Source organism: Aquibacillus rhizosphaerae (assembly GCF_030282825.1).
In the GTDB taxonomy this organism is placed as follows: Bacteria; Bacillota; Bacilli; order Bacillales; family Amphibacillaceae; genus Aquibacillus_C; species Aquibacillus_C rhizosphaerae.
The window spans coordinates 1-17,578 of sequence record NZ_JASTZU010000030.1 but is presented as its reverse complement, the minus strand read 5'-3'; the positions used below and the strand labels follow the sequence as shown (position 1 = coordinate 17,578).

Here is a 17,578-nt window from a genome sequence, read left to right as displayed (position 1 = left end):
GAAAGGAAGTGCTTAGAATGGGATTACCAACCATTAAAAGCTATGATATGCCAACGAAATTAGACATGCCAACTAATCGAGTTTCATGGGAGGCTGATTCAAATCGAGCTGTGCTGCTTATTCATGATATGCAACAATATTTCTTGAATGCCTATGACATGCAAGAATCTCCTATTCCTGAATTGGTTGAACACATTGCCACACTAAAAAAGGAATGCAAAAGACTAAACATTCCAGTTGTCTACACGGCACAACCGGGAAACCAGAATCCAAAAGATCGAGCACTTCTTCAAGACTTCTGGGGAGATGGCCTGTCGGATGATCGATCCGTTACAAAAATAATTGATGGACTGGAACCTGATAAGGATGACCTTATTTTAACGAAATGGCGTTATAGTGCCTTCAAACGCACGAGTCTTCAGACATTTCTTCAAGAAACAGGACGTGATCAGCTCATCATTTGTGGTGTCTATGCACATATTGGCTGCTTAGTTACAGCTACAGAAGCTTTTATGGAGGATGTTCAAAGCTTTTTTGTTGCCGATGCTGTAGCTGACTTTACGGAAGAACAACATAAAATGGCTATGCAATATGTAGCTACACGGTGCGGTGTCACCGTTACAACAGAACAGATTCTGGAACAAACCGGGCATGAACATCCGCGAGCAAGTTTAGATTCATTTGAAGGACTTCGTGATAGAGTCTCAGCATTATTGGAACAAGACCCTCAAGAAGTTTCGGTTGAAGAAAATCTGATTTATCTAGGCTTAGACTCCATCCGGATGATGAGTCTCACAGAAGAGTTGAGACAAGTAGGAATAGATATTAACTTTATGACCTTGGCTGAGAAGCCAACGTTAAAGGATTGGTGGAACATTGTGGAAGCAAAAAAGGTCAGCATGTCTGAATGACAAAGGGAGGGACATTTATGCAACAGACAATTAGCGAGCGTTGGCCTTTAACAGGTGCGCAGACTGGCATATGGTATGCGCAACAACTGGAGCCAAATAATTCTATTTATAATACAGCGGAATATGTGGAGATTCGTGGCATATTAGATATGTCCTGCTTTGAACAGGCTGTTAGAAACACACTGTTAGAAGCGGATTCCCTCCATATGCAGTTTGGAGAAGAGGAAACAGGACCGTGGCAAATGCTACGTTCGGAACGGGTCTTTCCATTTTTAGTTATCGATTTGACTAACAAAAAGGATCCATACGACGAAGCGCTATATCAGATGAAAGAAGACGTGTCCACACCGATTAATTTAAGTAAGGATTCTCTCTTTACTTCTTTCTTATTCAAATTAAGTGAAAATCACTATTTTTGGTATCTAAAAGTACATCATATAGCAGTAGATGGATATGGGTTTACCTTACTTAGCCAGGGGGTTTCGAAATGGTACGCATCATTATTGAATGGGAAGGTAGTTGATGGAAAAGGTCTATTTTCTTCTTTTAAGTCTGTCTTAGATGAAGACCAAGCCTACCGTCACTCCTATAAATTCGATTTGGACCGTCAGTTTTGGATGGAACAATTCCGCGATCAGCCAGAAGTCGTGAGCTTATCGGAGCGATCTTCTACCATACCGGAAAGAGTTGGTCAGTATCATGACTTTTTAAATGGTAGCACATTTGAGTTATTGAAAAAAAAGACTAGCGATAATCTTTTACACTGGTCAGAAGTAATGATAGCTTCTCTTGCTGTGTATTTTCACCGTTTAACGGGTGCTGAAGAAATTGTGCTAAGTGTTCCGATGATGAATCGAATTGGATCTGCTGCTTTACAAGTTCCGGCAATGGTTATGAATCTAGTACCACTTCGTGTAAAGGTCTGTTCTGACCAGTCCTTTTTAAAACTTGTATATCAAATAAGGGAAAATATGAAGCAGCTTCGTTCCCACCAGCTTTATCGGCATGAGGATTTAAGACGTGATTTGAATCGAGTGGGTGATCAGATGCGCTTGTTTGGTCCTCAAGTCAATATCATGCCATTTTCCTATGAGTGGAATTTTGGTGAAGCGAAAGGATTGACACATAAACTCGCGACTGGACCTACTGAAGATTTATCTGTAAATATATATGAACAGGAACAAGGAATTCGTATCGAGGTTAACTTTAATCCAGCTATCTATGCAGTAGGTGACGTAGAGCTTCATATGCAACGGATAGTGAAAGGTATGGCGAAGCTTACTGACATCGATTTTAGCGAACCTATTGGAAAACAGAAGCTTCTATTAGATGAGGAATATTATCAGGTTGTAGAGAAGTGGAATGATACGAGTGAAGAGAATTCTCTTAACAGTATTGTTACAGGGTTTAGGCAGCAAGTTCAGGAAACACCTGAACATGAAGCAATCGTTTTTGGGGACAAATCTTATTCCTATCAAGAAGTCTATAAACAGGTTAATCGCTTATCTTATCTGCTTGAACAACGTGGAATTCAGAAGGGGGATGTGATTGCTTTAGCACTTCCGCGCTCTGAAACGATGGTCTTTGCCATGCTAGCTGTTATGAACGTGGGAGCTGTTTATGTACCAATCGACCCGAGCTATCCAGCTGATCGAATTGACTTCATGTTAAAGGATGCAGGACCAACCTATGCAATTACATACACTTCAACAAGTCTGCATTTTCAATCGAGGAATGTGCCATGTCTCGTGATGGATAGCCAACAGGTAAGAAGAGAATTAAAGGCATTTAAGGGACAACCCTACACAGAAGTAGACGTAGCGGGGGATGACCCTGTTTATATGATCTACACATCTGGATCGACAGGGGCTCCAAAAGGGGTAGTAATTACGAAGAACGGTGTTACCAATTTTCTGATGGCGATGAATCAAAGGTTCTCCCTTTCCACAAAGGAAAGACTCCTTGCTGTCACAACTATTGCTTTTGATATCTCTGTATTAGAGCTGTTTTTACCATTACTCTCAGGTGCAACATGTGTCATTGTCGATAAGGAAACAATACAAGATCCACGTCAGCTTGTCCAAGAAATAAAAGAACAATCGATTACGATCATGCAGGCGACACCTACATTATGGCAGTCTATTGTGACAATGACTCCTGAAGCTGTTCAAGGATTACAAGTACTTGTTGGAGGAGAAGCTCTGCCGCAAGCCTTGCTAAAAGCATTACATGAACAGAAGTGTACAGTCACAAATCTCTATGGTCCGACGGAAACGACTGTATGGTCAACAGCGATGACCCTACCAATAAAAGAGAATAGTATCCCATCCATAGGAGAACCAATTAGGAACACAAACATCTATATTTTGGATGATAGTCTCCAGCCAGTTCCACCTGGGGTAGTTGGAAATATGTTTATTGCTGGAAAAGGGCTTGCAGCAGGGTATCATCATCGACCAGGATTAACTGCGGAGCGATTTGTCGCCAATCCATTTAGTGTAAAAGGGGAAAGAATGTATAGTACTGGGGACAAAGCATTGTGGGATGCTGACGGTACGATTCAGTATGTTGGGCGGGCAGATGACCAAATGAAGGTTAGAGGATTTCGAATTGAACCAGGAGAAATTACAGCCGTTTTGTCAGAACACCATAAAGTAAAGCAGGCTACAGTAATGATTCGAGAAGATCGACCTGGTGACAAGCGTATCGTTGCTTATATTATTTCTGATTCCGTATCCATTCAAGGGGAGTTACGTGATTTAGCATCTACCCAGTTACCAGAGTATATGGTTCCAGCTGCTATTGTCATGCTAGATGACTTTCCATTAACACCAAATGGCAAGATTAATAAGAAGGCTTTACCTGCTCCTCAACAAAATAATAGTACACAGTTTCAGGAACCAAGAACACCTCAGGAAGAAATTCTTTGCGTGCTCTTTGCAGAGGTTCTTGGTGTCCCACATGTTGGTATTCATGATCATTTCTTTCATCTAGGTGGGCATTCCTTACTAGCAGGTAGACTAATCAACCGTATTCGGGATGTGTTTGATGTGGACATTACGATTGGAAAGCTATTTGAAGCACCAACCGTTGCAGGTATTATTGAACATCTCACTGTTGGAAGACAAGCTAGACCGATGATTGCCAAAGTGGAGAAACAAGAGGTAATTCCGTTATCTTTTGCACAAAAGCGTCTATGGTTTTTACATCAGCTAGAAGGTCCAAGTCCTACCTACAATATTCCGATCGTGATTGATCTTGATGGAGACCTTGATCGAAAGGCATTACAATCAGCATTATATGATGTTATCGATCGACATAAGGCGCTTCGTACCATTTTTAAAAACAATCAAGGAGAAGCAAACCAATACATTTTGGATGCTAAACAGATCATTCCTTCGCTACCGCTAGAAATCGTTGAACCGTCAGAAATGGATCATATACTCCAAGAGGCAGTTCAGTATCGGTTTAGCCTTTCAGATGAGCCATGCTGTCAAATACGGTTGTTTGATAAGGGAAAGGAACGCTATACCTTACTGGTACTTATCCACCATATGGTTGGGGATGGCTGGTCACTTCATCCGTTTACACGTGACTTAGAACAGGCTTACCACGCACGTACAAAACAAGAGGCTCCAATTTGGAATGAGCTACCTATTGATTATTCAGACTATGTCATATGGCAATCCTCGTTACTCGGTGAGGAAAAGGAAAGTGATAGTCTAATGGCGGAGCAAATGAAGTATTGGAAAAATGCACTTGCAGGTTTACCTGATCAACTCGAATTACCTACGGATTATCCAAGACCAGTAGAGGCATCCAATCAAGGAGGCACATACTCATTTTGGATAGAGCCTTCCCTCCATCAAAAACTAATGGAGACTTCTATGGAAAATGGGGTCAGCTTATTCATGGTTCTTCAAGCAGGCTTGAGTGCTTTATTAACGAGAATGGGGGGCGGCGATGATATTCCACTAGGTACCCCTGTCGCTGGAAGGAGTGAGGAGGTATTACATGATCTTGTTGGTTTGTTCGTAAATACAATCGTCCTTCGCACAGATACATCAGGTAATCCGACTTTTCGTGAGTTACTTGCACGCATTCGGACCACTAATATACGTGCTTATGAGCATCAAGACCTTCCTTTTGAAAGACTTGTTGAAGTACTAAATCCCGTTAGGTCAAGATCGAAACATCCGTTGTTTCAAACGATGCTTATCCTTCAGAACACACCAGAACCATCTCTTTCATTGCCAGGTATAGATAGCAGGGTAAGCATTGGAAGTGTTGGTGCTTCAAAATTCGATCTGACCTTTGAGTTCATAGAGCATTCCATTAATAAAGGTGAGGGTTTGGAAGGCATAGTGGAATATAGGAAAGACTTGTTCAAACCGGAAACCATTAAAAAACTAGTTGATAGATTGCAGCAATTTTTTCAACATGCAATCGAAAACATAGATCAGTCAATTTCTAGAGTGGACATTCTTTTAAAAGAGGAAAGAGCATCCTTATTAAATCAGCGGAGTAACAGGGCTATGAGTGTGGTGCAAGATACGCTCCCGCATCAGTTTGAGCAGCAAGTCAACACCTATCCAAACAAGCAGGCATTGACCTTTGAAAATCAAAGACTTTCCTATGCAGAACTAAACAGTCAAGCAAATCGTCTAGCGCATTTATTAATTAACAAAGGAGTTGGCCCAGGTCAATATGTGGCGTTAGCAATGCCACGTTCGTTGGATATGATTATTGGCTTGCTTGGCATTTTAAAAGCAGGAGCAGCTTATGTCCCTCTAGACCCTAATTATCCAACGGCACGAATCGAATATATGAAAAATGACTCACAGCCGGTATGTACCGTTACCATTAGTAAACATGCAGAGGATGTAGGGAACGAAAAGGGTGAAAAGCTAATCATTCTTGATGATCCGAAAGTAGGGCGGGAATTGGAAGGGCAAAAGTGTTCTAACCCGACCGACCAAGAGCGTTTGAGGCCATTAATGCCACAAGATCCTGCCTACGTTATTTACACATCTGGATCGACTGGGAATCCAAAAGGAGTCATCATTCCTCATCAAAATATAATTCGGTTATTCGGATCAACAGCTCACTGGTTTCATTTTGATCATGATGATGTTTGGACACTTTTCCATTCCTATGCGTTTGATTTTTCCGTGTGGGAAATATGGGGGGCATTGTTATATGGAGGTCGCTTAGTGCTCGTGCCTCATGATATTAGTCGTACACCTGTTGAATTTTTAACACTGTTGGTGAGGGAGAAGGTGACTGTATTAAACCAAACCCCATCTGCGTTCTATCAGCTCATGCAAGCAGATCAAGATCATCAAGAGATTGGACAAGAACTGTCACTTCGTTACGTTATTTTTGGTGGAGAGGCACTTGAGTTGGGACGATTAGCTGATTGGTATAAGCGCCATCTAGACGATGCACCGAAGTTAATCAATATGTATGGTATTACGGAGACCACCGTCCATGTTAGTTTTATAGAATTAAATAAGGAAAGTGTTGATATACGTGCTAATAGCATTATCGGTGAGAATATCCCCGACCTTGGTGTATATGTGCTAGATCAATGGCTACAACCAGTACCACCTGGAGTAGTTGGTGAAATGTATGTAATAGGAGAGGGACTCGCACTTGGCTATTTAAGTCGATCAGGCTTAACTGCCACAAGATTTGTTGCTAATCCATTCGGAGATAAAGGTTCTCGAATGTATCGTACTGGGGACCTTGCTAAATGGCGCGAGGACGGAACTCTTGATTACATTGGAAGGTCAGATCATCAAGTGAAAGTTAGAGGTTTTCGGATAGAGCTTGGTGAAATTGAGACGATCCTAGCACAACATTCTGATGTAAATCAAGTAGCTGTTCTTGTTCGTGAAGACCAACCAGGAGATAAGCGTTTAGTCGCCTATTTACAAACATCTGCAAGTGTAAAGCTAGAGAAAGCAGATTGGAAAGCATATGTTTCCAATCGACTTCCGAATTATATGATACCTTCTGCGTTTGTTTATGTGGAGGAATGGCCATTGACTCCTAACGGTAAGCTAGATCAACAAGCATTGCCTGCTCCTGAATATGACGGAGCGTTATCTGAACGGGGACCTAGAACACCACAAGAAGAAGTACTGTGCCAGTTATTTAAGGAAGTATTGAATCTCAATCGTGTTGGGATAGATGAGGGCTTCTTTGATCTAGGTGGTCATTCCCTACTTGCTGTGAAATTGATGACAAGGATCAAACAAACACTCGGCGTCGAAATGACGATTGGAAGTTTATTTGAGGCTCCAACGATTGCAGGATTGGCAGAGCAGCTTGAAGGAGGAGGGAATTCGAGTGCATTGGATATCCTGTTACCGCTTAGAAGAGGCGGAACAAAACAACCTGTATTTTGTATTCATCCAGCAGGAGGACTGAGTTGGTGTTATGCGGGTCTACTCCATATGCTTGGGAAGGATTACCCGGTGTATGGATTACAGGCTCGTGGGATTGGCGAACAAACTGGATGGCCGACCTCAATGGAAGAAATGGCAAGGGATTATGTTGAACATATACAAACCATACAGCCACATGGTCCCTATCATTTAGTTGGTTGGTCGCTTGGAGGAAATGTCATCCATGCCATGGCTACTGAATTACAGCGTCAAGGAGAAGAAGTTGGACTTTTGGCTATGCTAGATGCCTATCCTAGTCACTATTTACCAATGAAAGAAAAGCCTAATGATGAAGAAGCACTAAATGCCTTGCTAGCCCTAGGAGGCTACGAACCTAGCAACCTAAGTGAAGGAAAAGTTACGTTTGAAAATGTCTTAGATCTTCTTCAAAAAGACGGAAGTGCCCTAGCCAGTTTGAGTCATGAAACACTAATGAATTTAAAGGAAACGTATGTCAATTCGGTAACGATTCTTCATAACTATCAGCCTAAAGCCTATTATGGGGATCTGCTATTTTTCCGCTCGACAATTATCCCTGACTGGTTCGATCCTATTTATACAGATACGTGGAAGGCGTATGTGATAGGAGACATTCAAGAGCATGAAATTAATTGTCGTCATAAGGACATGTGTCAGCCTGTTCCACTAGCCGAAATAGGTGCGTACATTCTTAACTATTTAACAGAATTAGAAGGAGTGAAAAAAAATGAAAAATCCGTTTGATCATGAAGAACTTGGATTTTACGCGTTAAAAAATGATAAAGGCCAGTATTCCCTCTGGCCTTCCTATTTAGATATCCCAACTGGATGGGATATTCAATTTGGAGTAGCGAATAGAACGGATTGTATTTCTTATATTGAAACACACTGGAAGGATATATGTGCCAATGCATCAATACAAGAAACTTCAGTAGGGCAAGGGACATAGGATGAAATCTTTTTCGTTTTATAAGAAAATGATTATTGCAGTCTATGTGATGTCCATGTTCATGGTGGCAATGGATGCAACGATTATTAACGTTGCTCTCTCCACCATTGGGGACGAATTTGGTGTTCCTGCTTCTGCAACAAGTGCCGTAAATATTGGATATCTTGTAAGTATTGCCATGATGTTGCCCATTGCAGGCTGGATGGGTGACCGATTTGGATCAAAACGGATCCTTATGATAGCATTAGTCATCTTTACCGGTGCTTCCGTTTTATGTGCTATGGCTGATACTCAGGTCCTGTTGAACCTATTTCGTGTTCTTCAAGGAATTGGGGCAGGATTTTTTGCACCAGTAGGTATGGCCATTTTATTCCGTACCTTTCCACCAGAGGAGCGTCCGAGGCTATCTAGATTTCTTGTTATTCCAATTGCTGTTGCACCAGCAATTGGACCTGTTGTTGGTGGGTATTTAGTTGAAGAGCTTTCATGGCGTTGGATTTTTTACATTAATGTGCCGATTGGTCTCATTGCTTTCATTCTAATTGGCTTGTATGTGCGAGAATACAAGGAACCTTCTATTGGGCGTTTTGATGTGAAGGGGTTTGTCCTTTCATTACCTGGAATAGGATTGTTAATTTATGCCTTGATCCAAGCGCCAGTCGTAGGATGGAGTCAGCCACAGGTTTATGTAATGGCTCTAATAGGTCTTGGGTTATTATTTGTTCTCATCAAGGTTGAACTAACAGATAAGGCACCGATGCTCAATTTAAGACTATTTGAAGATAACTCCTTTCGAATTATGAGTGTAATTGGTATGTTCTCCGCAGCAGGATTGTTTGGGATGTTGTATGTATTTCCGCTTATGTATCAGAATGCCTTGGGGATATCAGCATTTCAAACAGGTTTAACAACTTTTCCTGAGGCACTTGGGCTTATGGTTGCTTCTCAGCTTATGCCTTGGTCCATGAAAAAGTTAGGTGTCCGTCGACTCATGCAATTATCATTATTAGGCTCTATTGTTGTGTTTAGCCTTATCGCATTGTTTGTAGAGGCAAACCAATGGGTCATTCGCGGCCTGATGTTTGGGATAGGAATATTTTTAGGACATGCAGTAACAGCAGCACAAATTACAGCATTCCAATCGATTTCTAAACCGCATATGAGTCAAGCAACAACACTGCATAATGTTCAGAAACGATTTGGGGGAGTAATTGGAGTCGCCTTATTAGCAAGTATCCTTGGCTTCCAACAGTCAGGGGATACCAATGTCGTTCCGTATCAAATCGCACTTGGTGGCGCAGCTTTCTTTCTAGTTATCTGTTATTTGACTAGCTTTTCTTATAAAGAGGTAAAAAAGGATCGTGTAAAGGCACATGCTGCAAATGGATAATAGATTAGTAGAAATATATGTATGTAAACTACCACAGAAAAGAAGTACAAGAGATGTAGAAGAACTGCTGCCTTATTTGAGTAAAGAAAGAATTGAACGTATACGGAAATTTAAGTTTCTGAATGACCAATTCCGATCAATAATCGGGGATATAGTTATTCAATACCTGTTTGCTGTTCATCATGGAGAAAAGCTGAGTTATGATAGGGTTAAGTATAATCGTTATGGAAAACCCTTTCTGCCCGATTTTCCAGCCTTTCATTATAATATTTCCCACTCTGGGGAATGCTTGGCGTGCGCTATTCATCATTCGCCTGTAGGGATCGATTTAGAACAACTGAAGCCATTTGATTTTAAATTTGTTAAATCTTTTTTCACTAGGAATGAATATAAGACTATCGTTCGGCACGTAGACCAAGTATCTGCGTTCTATCAAACCTGGACAGCTAAGGAGAGTGTTGTCAAAGCAATTGGAAAGGGATTATCCTACCCTCTATCCTCGTTTGAAGTTATCATACAACAATCTGGAAAGGTTCAGCTTATTGACGTAAATGGGAGTAGCCAAATTGATCGGTTTAGTTGCAGAACGTATAGGGTGGATAAAGATTTTATATTGTCGGTATGTGCAGCAAATGGGGAACAGTTTCCGATGGAACTCAAAGAAATTCCATATCAATCACTATTAGAAAAAATGGCGTTACTTTAAGTTAATTGGAATCAATAAATATAGAAAAAGCATTTCTCACTGTGATAGTTATATGAAAATAATTAATCCATGGCTGTTGGGAGTTAGCAGGAAAGGCTATAGAATACTTTGTACAGGCTTATATCACATATATATTAAGCACTAAACTGAATGATGAAATAGCTTAGAGTAGGTACTATTTACTTAATACTCTTCAGGTTATGTGCAAGTTCTACTAATCTTTAATAAACTTTTTATTATAACAATATAAAAAGTGTATATAACGATTTCATAGTATAATATATAACTTTCAAGTTAAGATATGTGACGGATAAATGGGAGACCCTCACTAGAAATCACTTTTTTAATTAAAAGTATGATTTTATATAGAAAAAGAATTCTAATTAGTTAATATCCGTAAATGGTATAAGTATCGAGAGTCTGTCCATTGAATTTTGGGCAGGCTCTCTTTTTACGAATTTCGTAACTTTTTCCACTCTGTGTTCGATAATCTTATATATATGAATTTGCAGAGTCGCTACAAGTATTGTAGTTGTAGTAATGGGTACCAAAAATAGTTATGTTGTTGTTGATAATCGTAAAATTAAACATTTGTACCAGGGATATGGCGACAGCGAATTTTGAAACAGGTATTCGTTAATGGATGAAGCGTTAAATAAGAAAATGGATAATGCTATTCCAGTTATAAAGCATTTTTGGCGAGCATTAGAGAATAAAAAAGTTGAAGCAGGGGACAGTTCGTGGATTTTGAAGTTTGGAGGCATGGAACCGTCCCCTGCTTCTTTCTTATAAAAACTAGTTTAGTAGTAGAAAATTTAGGAAAAACTAGAAATAGTTACAATTTATATTCTATGTGAAAGGAGCAGTAAAATGAAGAACTTTGTAGGTATAGTAGGCACAAACTCTGATAGTTCTACAAATCGTCAATTGCTACAATTTATTCAAAAACATTTTGCGGGTAAAGCTAACATGGAAGTTTGTGAGATAAAGGACTTACCTAGTTTTAATAAACCGAAAGACAGGGAACCACCTGTTGAGGTACAAAAACTCTCTGACAAAATTATGGAAGCAGATGGAGTAATCATCAGTACGCCCGAATATAACCATTCCGTACCAGCAGTATTAAAAAGTACGTTAGAATGGTTGTCCTATACTACGCAGCCACTCATTGATAAACCAGTTATGATTACCGGGGCGTCTTATGGAAGATTAGGTTCCTCACGTTCACAAGCACACTTAAGGCAAATGCTTGATGCACCTGAGTTAAAAGCACGCATTATGCCGAGTTCTGAGTTCTTATTAGGTTATTCATTGCAAGCCTTTGATGAAAATGGTGATCTAAAGAATCAAAGTAAGATAGAAGAGCTTGAGGGTATTTTTAATGACTTTATACAATTTGTTGATATTACCAATCAATTAGTTAGCGCGAAAAGCGTTCACAAGAAACAAGCACAACGCTTCTCATGGGAAGATCATTAATCCAAGGAGGTATAAAGATGAAAATTGTCGGAATAGTTGGATCGAACGCTGATTTTTCATATAATCGTCTATTGTTAGATTTTATCGCTAAAAAGTTTAATAAATTAATTGATGTTGAAGTGTTGGATATTGCAGATGTGCCAATGTTTAATCAATCTGATGATCAAACAAATAGTGATGTAATCCAAGATCTAAACAAAAAAATTCTTGGTGCAGATGGTGTAATTATCGCAACCCCCGAATACAACCATTCTATCCCGTCTGCATTACAAAGTGTTCTAGAATGGCTATCATTTAAAATTCATCCACTTGACGGAAAGCCTGTAATGATTGTAGGCGCTTCTTACGATGTCCAAGGGTCATCTCGCTCTCAACTACATTTACGACAAATATTAGATGCTCCTGGTGTAAACGCTGTCGTCATGCCAGGGAATGAGTTCCTTTTAGGTGAAGTGCATAAAGCATTCGATAAGGAAAAAAATCTAAAAGATAAAGAAACGACACAATTTCTAGAAAGTTGTATAAAGAAATTCATCCGTTTTATCAATGTTGTCAATGTCATGCATTCCCCTGATGGTATGAAGGACTTATCGAGTACAGAGGATTTATATGCGACTGGATTCATTGATACAACAATAAAAGATATCAATATGTTAGACGATGACTGGGTTGAACAAGCTGCTAACAAGACGAATGCAGTTGACGGTAATACTTACGTTAAGTTAAATCGCGGTATTTTAACCGTTGACCAAATCAATTACTTTTTAGATTCAATGCCAGCAGAATTAACGTTTGCGGATAGCAATAATCAATTCTTGTATTATAACTATAAGTATGAAGCTGAAGATATGTTGGCCGCTCGCAGACCGGAACAAGTAGGTTATCCATTAGCAGAATGTCACCCAGATAGAGCATATAGTAGCGTTGCATGGGTCATTCAACAATTACGTACTGGTAAAGAAGATGTCGTAAGAACCCATGTACCTACACACGGACCGGATAAGTTTGTCGTTCATAGCTACCAAGCCGTTCGTAATGGAGAAGGAAATTATTTAGGAATCAACGAATATGTACGTGATATTAAACCAATTATCGATTGGTATTTAGAACAAACTGGCCAACAGTTAACTGGAGGCGGTGTTGATGCAGTATCAGGAGCAACTTCCAAAGTAGATTCTGTATCAGGAGCTACAGTTAAGAACAATTAGGAAAATAAAGAGGTCTCGAAGGCCTCTTTTTCAAATTTATTTGATAAATTATCCTTAATGGAAGGGTGAAAGTATGGACGTACAAAGTCGCGAAATACATATGATGGGAACAATTATCTATTTATCGGTTGAACATGATTATGCAGCCTTTGTTTTGGAAGAATTGATACTAAAATTGAAAAAATACGAGAAACGTTTTAGTGCTCACGATTTAAATTCAGAATTAATGGAAGTTAACAACAATGCAGGGATTCGGCCAGTGAAAGTGAATCAGAGTTTATACGATTTAATAAAAATAGGAAAAATACATAGCACTGCTTCCAACAGTTTTTTTAATATTACCATTGGCCCTCTTGTTCAAGCTTGGCGTATTGGATCTGAAGATGCGACCGTTCCCTCACAAAGAAAAATTCAATCCTTACTTAAAACCACAAATGCGAGCGATATCATCTTTGATGACCATAATCAAACCGTTTTTCTAAAATATACCGGTATGTTTATAGATTTAGGTGCGATTGCCAAAGGATTTATTGCCGATCTTTTAATTGATGATTTGAAGTCAATGAATACATCATCTGCTTTGATTAACTTAGGTGGAAATGTAATGGTCTATGGAAATGCTCCAAAACATGAGGATGGTTACTGGCGAATAGGAATACAACACCCTTTAGAGCCACGAGGAAATTATATCGTCGTTTTAAAGGCACTCAATCAATCGGTTGTTACCTCTGGAATTTACGAACGGAATTTTACAATGAACAACCAAACTTACCATCATATATTAGACCCTAATACTGGCTATCCGATTGAATCACAAGTTGCTGGTTTAACCGTTGTATCTAAAAAGTCAATCGATGGTGAAATATGGACGAGTCGATTATTCGGACAGTCCCCTGACCAAATAATGAATACGTTAAATCAATTAGATGATATAGAGGGAATTGTTATTACCAAGGATGCTAAGCTTTATTATTCAAAATCTCTTAAAAACTATCTTGTGGAATATACTTCATGAAGGAAGCAGGGGACGGTTCGTTGCTTCCTAATCTACGTTTGGAGAAGAATTAATCCGCATTAATCTTTCATCTGTCAGTAAGGTACACACTGAAGCCTTTATGATGCATTCTAATTTGTGGAAGTTGCTATTCGCCGAAAAATTATTGCAAGCACCATTGCCGGATATAGTTAACATCAAGACTACTTCACTATTCCTTGGCTTGGAATATGTGGAACCAACTGTACCCAAGAAACGGATAATAATATGTAAGTAGCAAAATAAGGTTCTATAATGACGTTTTGAAAACATGAAAATATTCTCTATTAATAGACCGAGGATACTTGGGTGGAAATTATCCATTTAGGTAATCTTACTCTTTTTATTAGAGAAAAAGAATCTGTATCCTCGTCAGGAAGAAAACCTACCTAGTTTCACCCAACATATACACCTAATACCAACTTTCTAGCGATTATAGATGAAAAAGACAAAAAAATGAAGAGATGGTACACTGTATGATTACTGTGAAGGAAGTAACAAGATTGTTATATTGGTTACATAATTGAAGAATCTTCACCATTAATGGACAATACCTAGGACAGAATCAGGAGGTATTCCGGAACAATCACAGGATAAAACCCGGTACATACTTAAAGTAAAAGAAAAAGATAAACAAAAGAGAGGAGGAGGAAACACGCAAAATGCTTTTATTATCTGTGAACAAAACCTAAGGGTTTTAATACCAATTGTGCAAGAATCATTTCTCGCGTGGTGTGACGATTAAGCTAACCATACAAAAAGACTATTACGAACAGTGCCTGTCACTATTCGTAAGTTGATTGGTACTGTTTTTATTTATATAGATTCAATCAATTGGTTCTTACTCTTTTTGAAAAAAATTAAGTTATTTAGTTTTTGTAGAAGGTATTCGTTTGAGAATCTTAGTGATATCCTATTCTATTCAATCAAGTTGTATAGAATACTGATTGCTACTTCAGTTTGCAGAAAGGTTTAGGAAACAATAATGAATTATTAGTCTATGAAGAATATACAGGTGGTATTTCTTAGCTATTAGAAAAATGGTACCGACTCTATTATAATATACTTTCTAAATATTGCTTATTATGAAGAATGCTGGGGTGATCAGGAAGGTATTTCCGGGCAATCTCGTTATGTTCATAGGCTAGTGCATGATTCCCTATTTGTGAGTAGCAAACGCATAATTGTAAATGCGGAAGCCAAGTCCAGCAAGAATGATTGATCATCCCTAATTTGTCACTGGGCTTTTCGAGTTCGGTGGCCAGTTTGTACCAAAAAAGAGCTTGATAAGAGTGATTATTATGAAGGAACCTGTATCCTAATCTGCAGCAGAATTCAGCTCGAGGTGAGTCGTATTTAAAAGATTTCAAAATAAAATAAAGCTCGTTTTCATAATCATCCAATGCACTATAACAATCGGAAAGCCTCCCACATGCAGAAATGTAATCTTCTATCCATCCATTATCTGTTGCTAAAAATTGTTTGTAATATTTGATAGCATCTTCAAGCCTATCGTGTTCAAACAGTTCATTTGCATAGTAAAATAAGTCTCTTGGAGAGAATTGTTCACCTTGTTTTATTCGTTTTTCATAGATAAGGAGATTACGGTCAGAGTCATGATGCATGCTGCAATGGGTAACAGCAACCTCGCTGTTTAGAATATTTCCCCAAACTTCCAAGTATTCGTGTACTGGCCCATACCATTGGAAGTTATTTTCCCTTTTTACAAGGCGATTACGACGTAGGCTCGTAATGACATTTCCGTTTTCATCTATGTTCAGATTATAGTGCATGGTGACAGAATCAATGGTAGTGTCAAGTGTCTCTTTTAACTTTGATAATTTTTTGCAATCATCTTTCATTAATATATCATCCGCATCCAACCAAAAAATGTAATCCATTTTGGCGTTTTTAAATGCGAAATTACGGGCTGCAGCAAAGTCATCAATCCATTGGAAGTCGAAAATGCGATTCGCATATTGTGAAACAATTTCTTTCGTTTTATCTGTTGAACCTGTGTCTACTATAATGATTTCATCTACAATGTCTTTTACCGAATCAAGACATCTTGCGATAGTGTTTTCTTCATTTTTTACAATCATGCAAAGACTAATTGTAATCATGTTTAATCAACTCCTTAATCTCTGATCTTCTTATTTTCAAGTTATGTAAAAAACTCTTTTTGGTGTGTATAATTTTGGTAAGTAATTTTCCAGAAAACAATTGCCCCTCATTTCATGCCTACATAAAAATGAGGGGTGATTGATTAAAGAGGGTTCGGTTATACAAATATTAAAATTCGTTAGTACTGTGTGAATTGTCGGGTTTATTCTCCAAGTGTTCCTCCCTACCCGTCGGAACGCTAGATGAAATCTTAATATAAATTCACACTGATTTTATGAGGGTTCCTTACCCATCCAATTTTTTAATGAGAACAGAAGCGTTTACGTTTGTTTGTGTTCCTCCAGCTAAAGTCTGTAGGGTAACCGCTGCAGTAGAACTATGATTTCTAAGGGTAAGAACATCACCAGCTGACACGGCGATTATAGCCTGACCGTTGTTTTGCTGAGTACCGGCTCCTGAACCATAGACGGTTCCTGCAACAAGTGTCCCATTTAAAAATAGTGAGAATTGATTTGGCTGTACACCCGACACAGAGAAAGTAACACTATAGTCTCCCGGTGTGGTAACTAGAATTTGTGAGGTTCCAGGGGCATGCGTAATCCCAGGTGTAATTATTCCATTTGAATCAAAAGTGACATCTGCCTCTATAGGCACAACCTGAGCACCGACATTGTAAATATAACCGTATTGGGATAATCCGCCAGCTGGCCCGGTTGCTCCTGTAGCACCAGTAGGTCCTATTGGCCCTGTAGCACCAGTAGTCCCCGGTGGTCCTGTAGGCCCAGTTTCGCCCGTAGGTCCTGTTGGTCCCGTAGGCCCTGGTTCCCCCGTAGGCCCTGTAGCGCCAGTAATCCCCGGTGGTCCTGTAGGCCCTGGTTCCCCCGTAGCCCCCGGCGGTCCTGTAGTCCCCGGCGGTCCCGTAGGCCCTGTAGCGCCAGTAATCCCCGGTGGTCCTGTAGGCCCTGGTTCCCCAGTAGCCCCCGGCGGTCCTGTAGTCCCCGGCGGTCCCGTAGGCCCTGGTTCGCCCGTAGCCCCCGGCGGTCCTGTAGTCCCCGGTGGCCCCGTAGGCCCTGTAGCGCCAGTAATCCCCGGTGGTCCCGTAGGCCCTGGTTCGCCCGTAGCCCCCGGCGGTCCTGTAGTCCCCGGTGGCCCCGTAGGCCCTGTAGCGCCAGTAATCCCCGGTGGTCCCGTAGGCCCTGGTTCGCCCGTAGCCCCCGGCGGTCCCGTAGGCCCTGGTTCGCCCGTAGCCCCCGGCGGTCCTGTAGTCCCCGGTGGCCCCGTAGCCCCCGGCGGTCCTGTAGGCCCTGTAGCGCCAGTAATCCCCGGTGGTCCCGTAGGCCCTGGTTC

11 protein-coding genes are annotated in these 17,578 nt (G+C 40.1%); 9 read left to right on the top strand and 2 right to left on the bottom strand.

From position 1 onward, the window contains the following. Window positions 1–17: 17 nt before the first annotated feature. The 9 genes from QQS35_RS08715 to QQS35_RS08675 all read left to right on the top strand — a co-directional run bounded on the left by QQS35_RS08715 (window position 18) and on the right by QQS35_RS08675 (window position 14,089). Window positions 18–911, top strand: a complete 894-nt coding sequence (locus tag QQS35_RS08715) for an isochorismatase family protein (RefSeq protein ID WP_285931597.1) — start codon at window positions 18–20, stop codon at window positions 909–911. Window positions 912–928: 17 nt separating this feature from the next. Then, a complete protein-coding gene (locus QQS35_RS08710; protein WP_285931595.1) occupies window positions 929–8,086 on the top strand; it encodes an amino acid adenylation domain-containing protein in 7,158 nt (2,385 codons plus the stop codon). Then, window positions 8,070–8,291 (top strand): MbtH family protein, encoded by a 222-nt coding sequence (locus tag QQS35_RS08705; protein ID WP_285931593.1) that lies wholly within the window; start codon window positions 8,070–8,072, stop codon window positions 8,289–8,291. The genes QQS35_RS08710 and QQS35_RS08705 overlap by 17 nt, the downstream gene beginning before the upstream one ends. Window position 8,292: 1 nt before the next feature. After that, window positions 8,293–9,681: a DHA2 family efflux MFS transporter permease subunit gene (locus tag QQS35_RS08700; RefSeq protein WP_285931591.1), complete on the top strand. Its 1,389-nt coding sequence runs from the start codon at window positions 8,293–8,295 to the stop codon at window positions 9,679–9,681. Beyond that, on the top strand, window positions 9,674–10,387 hold the full coding sequence (locus QQS35_RS08695) for a 4'-phosphopantetheinyl transferase family protein (protein WP_285931590.1): 714 nt from the start codon (window positions 9,674–9,676) through the stop codon (window positions 10,385–10,387). The genes QQS35_RS08700 and QQS35_RS08695 overlap by 8 nt, the downstream gene beginning before the upstream one ends. A 639-nt stretch (window positions 10,388–11,026) precedes the next feature. Continuing rightward, window positions 11,027–11,179 (top strand): hypothetical protein, encoded by a 153-nt coding sequence (locus QQS35_RS08690; protein ID WP_285931588.1) that lies wholly within the window; start codon window positions 11,027–11,029, stop codon window positions 11,177–11,179. 78 nt (window positions 11,180–11,257) lie between these two features. Then, window positions 11,258–11,866, top strand: a complete 609-nt coding sequence (locus QQS35_RS08685) for an NADPH-dependent FMN reductase (protein WP_285931586.1) — start codon at window positions 11,258–11,260, stop codon at window positions 11,864–11,866. A 17-nt stretch (window positions 11,867–11,883) separates the two neighbouring features. Continuing rightward, entirely contained in the window at window positions 11,884–13,074 is a 1,191-nt protein-coding gene (locus QQS35_RS08680) for an NAD(P)H-dependent oxidoreductase (protein ID WP_285931585.1), read from the top strand. Window positions 13,075–13,147: 73 nt separating this feature from the next. Beyond that, window positions 13,148–14,089 carry an FAD:protein FMN transferase gene (locus QQS35_RS08675; RefSeq protein ID WP_285931584.1) on the top strand — a complete coding sequence of 314 codons (942 nt, stop codon included), beginning with the start codon at window positions 13,148–13,150 and terminating at the stop codon, window positions 14,087–14,089. Between the two features lie 1,073 nt (window positions 14,090–15,162). On the opposite strand, the gene QQS35_RS08670 is transcribed toward QQS35_RS08675, so the two are convergent. Together QQS35_RS08670 and QQS35_RS08665 are read right to left on the bottom strand one after the other, a co-directional pair. Beyond that, on the bottom strand, window positions 15,163–16,230 hold the full coding sequence (locus QQS35_RS08670; protein WP_285931583.1) for a tetratricopeptide repeat-containing glycosyltransferase family 2 protein: 1,068 nt from the start codon (window positions 16,228–16,230) through the stop codon (window positions 15,163–15,165). A gap of 286 nt (window positions 16,231–16,516) precedes the next feature. Beyond that, the coding region (locus QQS35_RS08665) for a BclA C-terminal domain-containing protein (RefSeq protein WP_285931582.1) at window positions 16,517–17,578 on the bottom strand (1,062 nt) is incomplete at its 5' end.

Coding starts and splice junctions, on each gene's coding strand:
- QQS35_RS08670 (WP_285931583.1), bottom strand. CDS start 16,230: ATGATTACAATTAGTCTTTGCATGATTGTAAAAAATGAAGAAAACACT.
- QQS35_RS08695 (WP_285931590.1), top strand. CDS start 9,674: ATGGATAATAGATTAGTAGAAATATATGTATGTAAACTACCACAGAAA.
- QQS35_RS08680 (WP_285931585.1), top strand. CDS start 11,884: ATGAAAATTGTCGGAATAGTTGGATCGAACGCTGATTTTTCATATAAT.
- QQS35_RS08690 (WP_285931588.1), top strand. CDS start 11,027: ATGGATGAAGCGTTAAATAAGAAAATGGATAATGCTATTCCAGTTATA.
- QQS35_RS08700 (WP_285931591.1), top strand. CDS start 8,293: ATGAAATCTTTTTCGTTTTATAAGAAAATGATTATTGCAGTCTATGTG.
- QQS35_RS08710 (WP_285931595.1), top strand. CDS start 929: ATGCAACAGACAATTAGCGAGCGTTGGCCTTTAACAGGTGCGCAGACT.
- QQS35_RS08675 (WP_285931584.1), top strand. CDS start 13,148: ATGGACGTACAAAGTCGCGAAATACATATGATGGGAACAATTATCTAT.
- QQS35_RS08685 (WP_285931586.1), top strand. CDS start 11,258: ATGAAGAACTTTGTAGGTATAGTAGGCACAAACTCTGATAGTTCTACA.
- QQS35_RS08715 (WP_285931597.1), top strand. CDS start 18: ATGGGATTACCAACCATTAAAAGCTATGATATGCCAACGAAATTAGAC.
- QQS35_RS08705 (WP_285931593.1), top strand. CDS start 8,070: ATGAAAAATCCGTTTGATCATGAAGAACTTGGATTTTACGCGTTAAAA.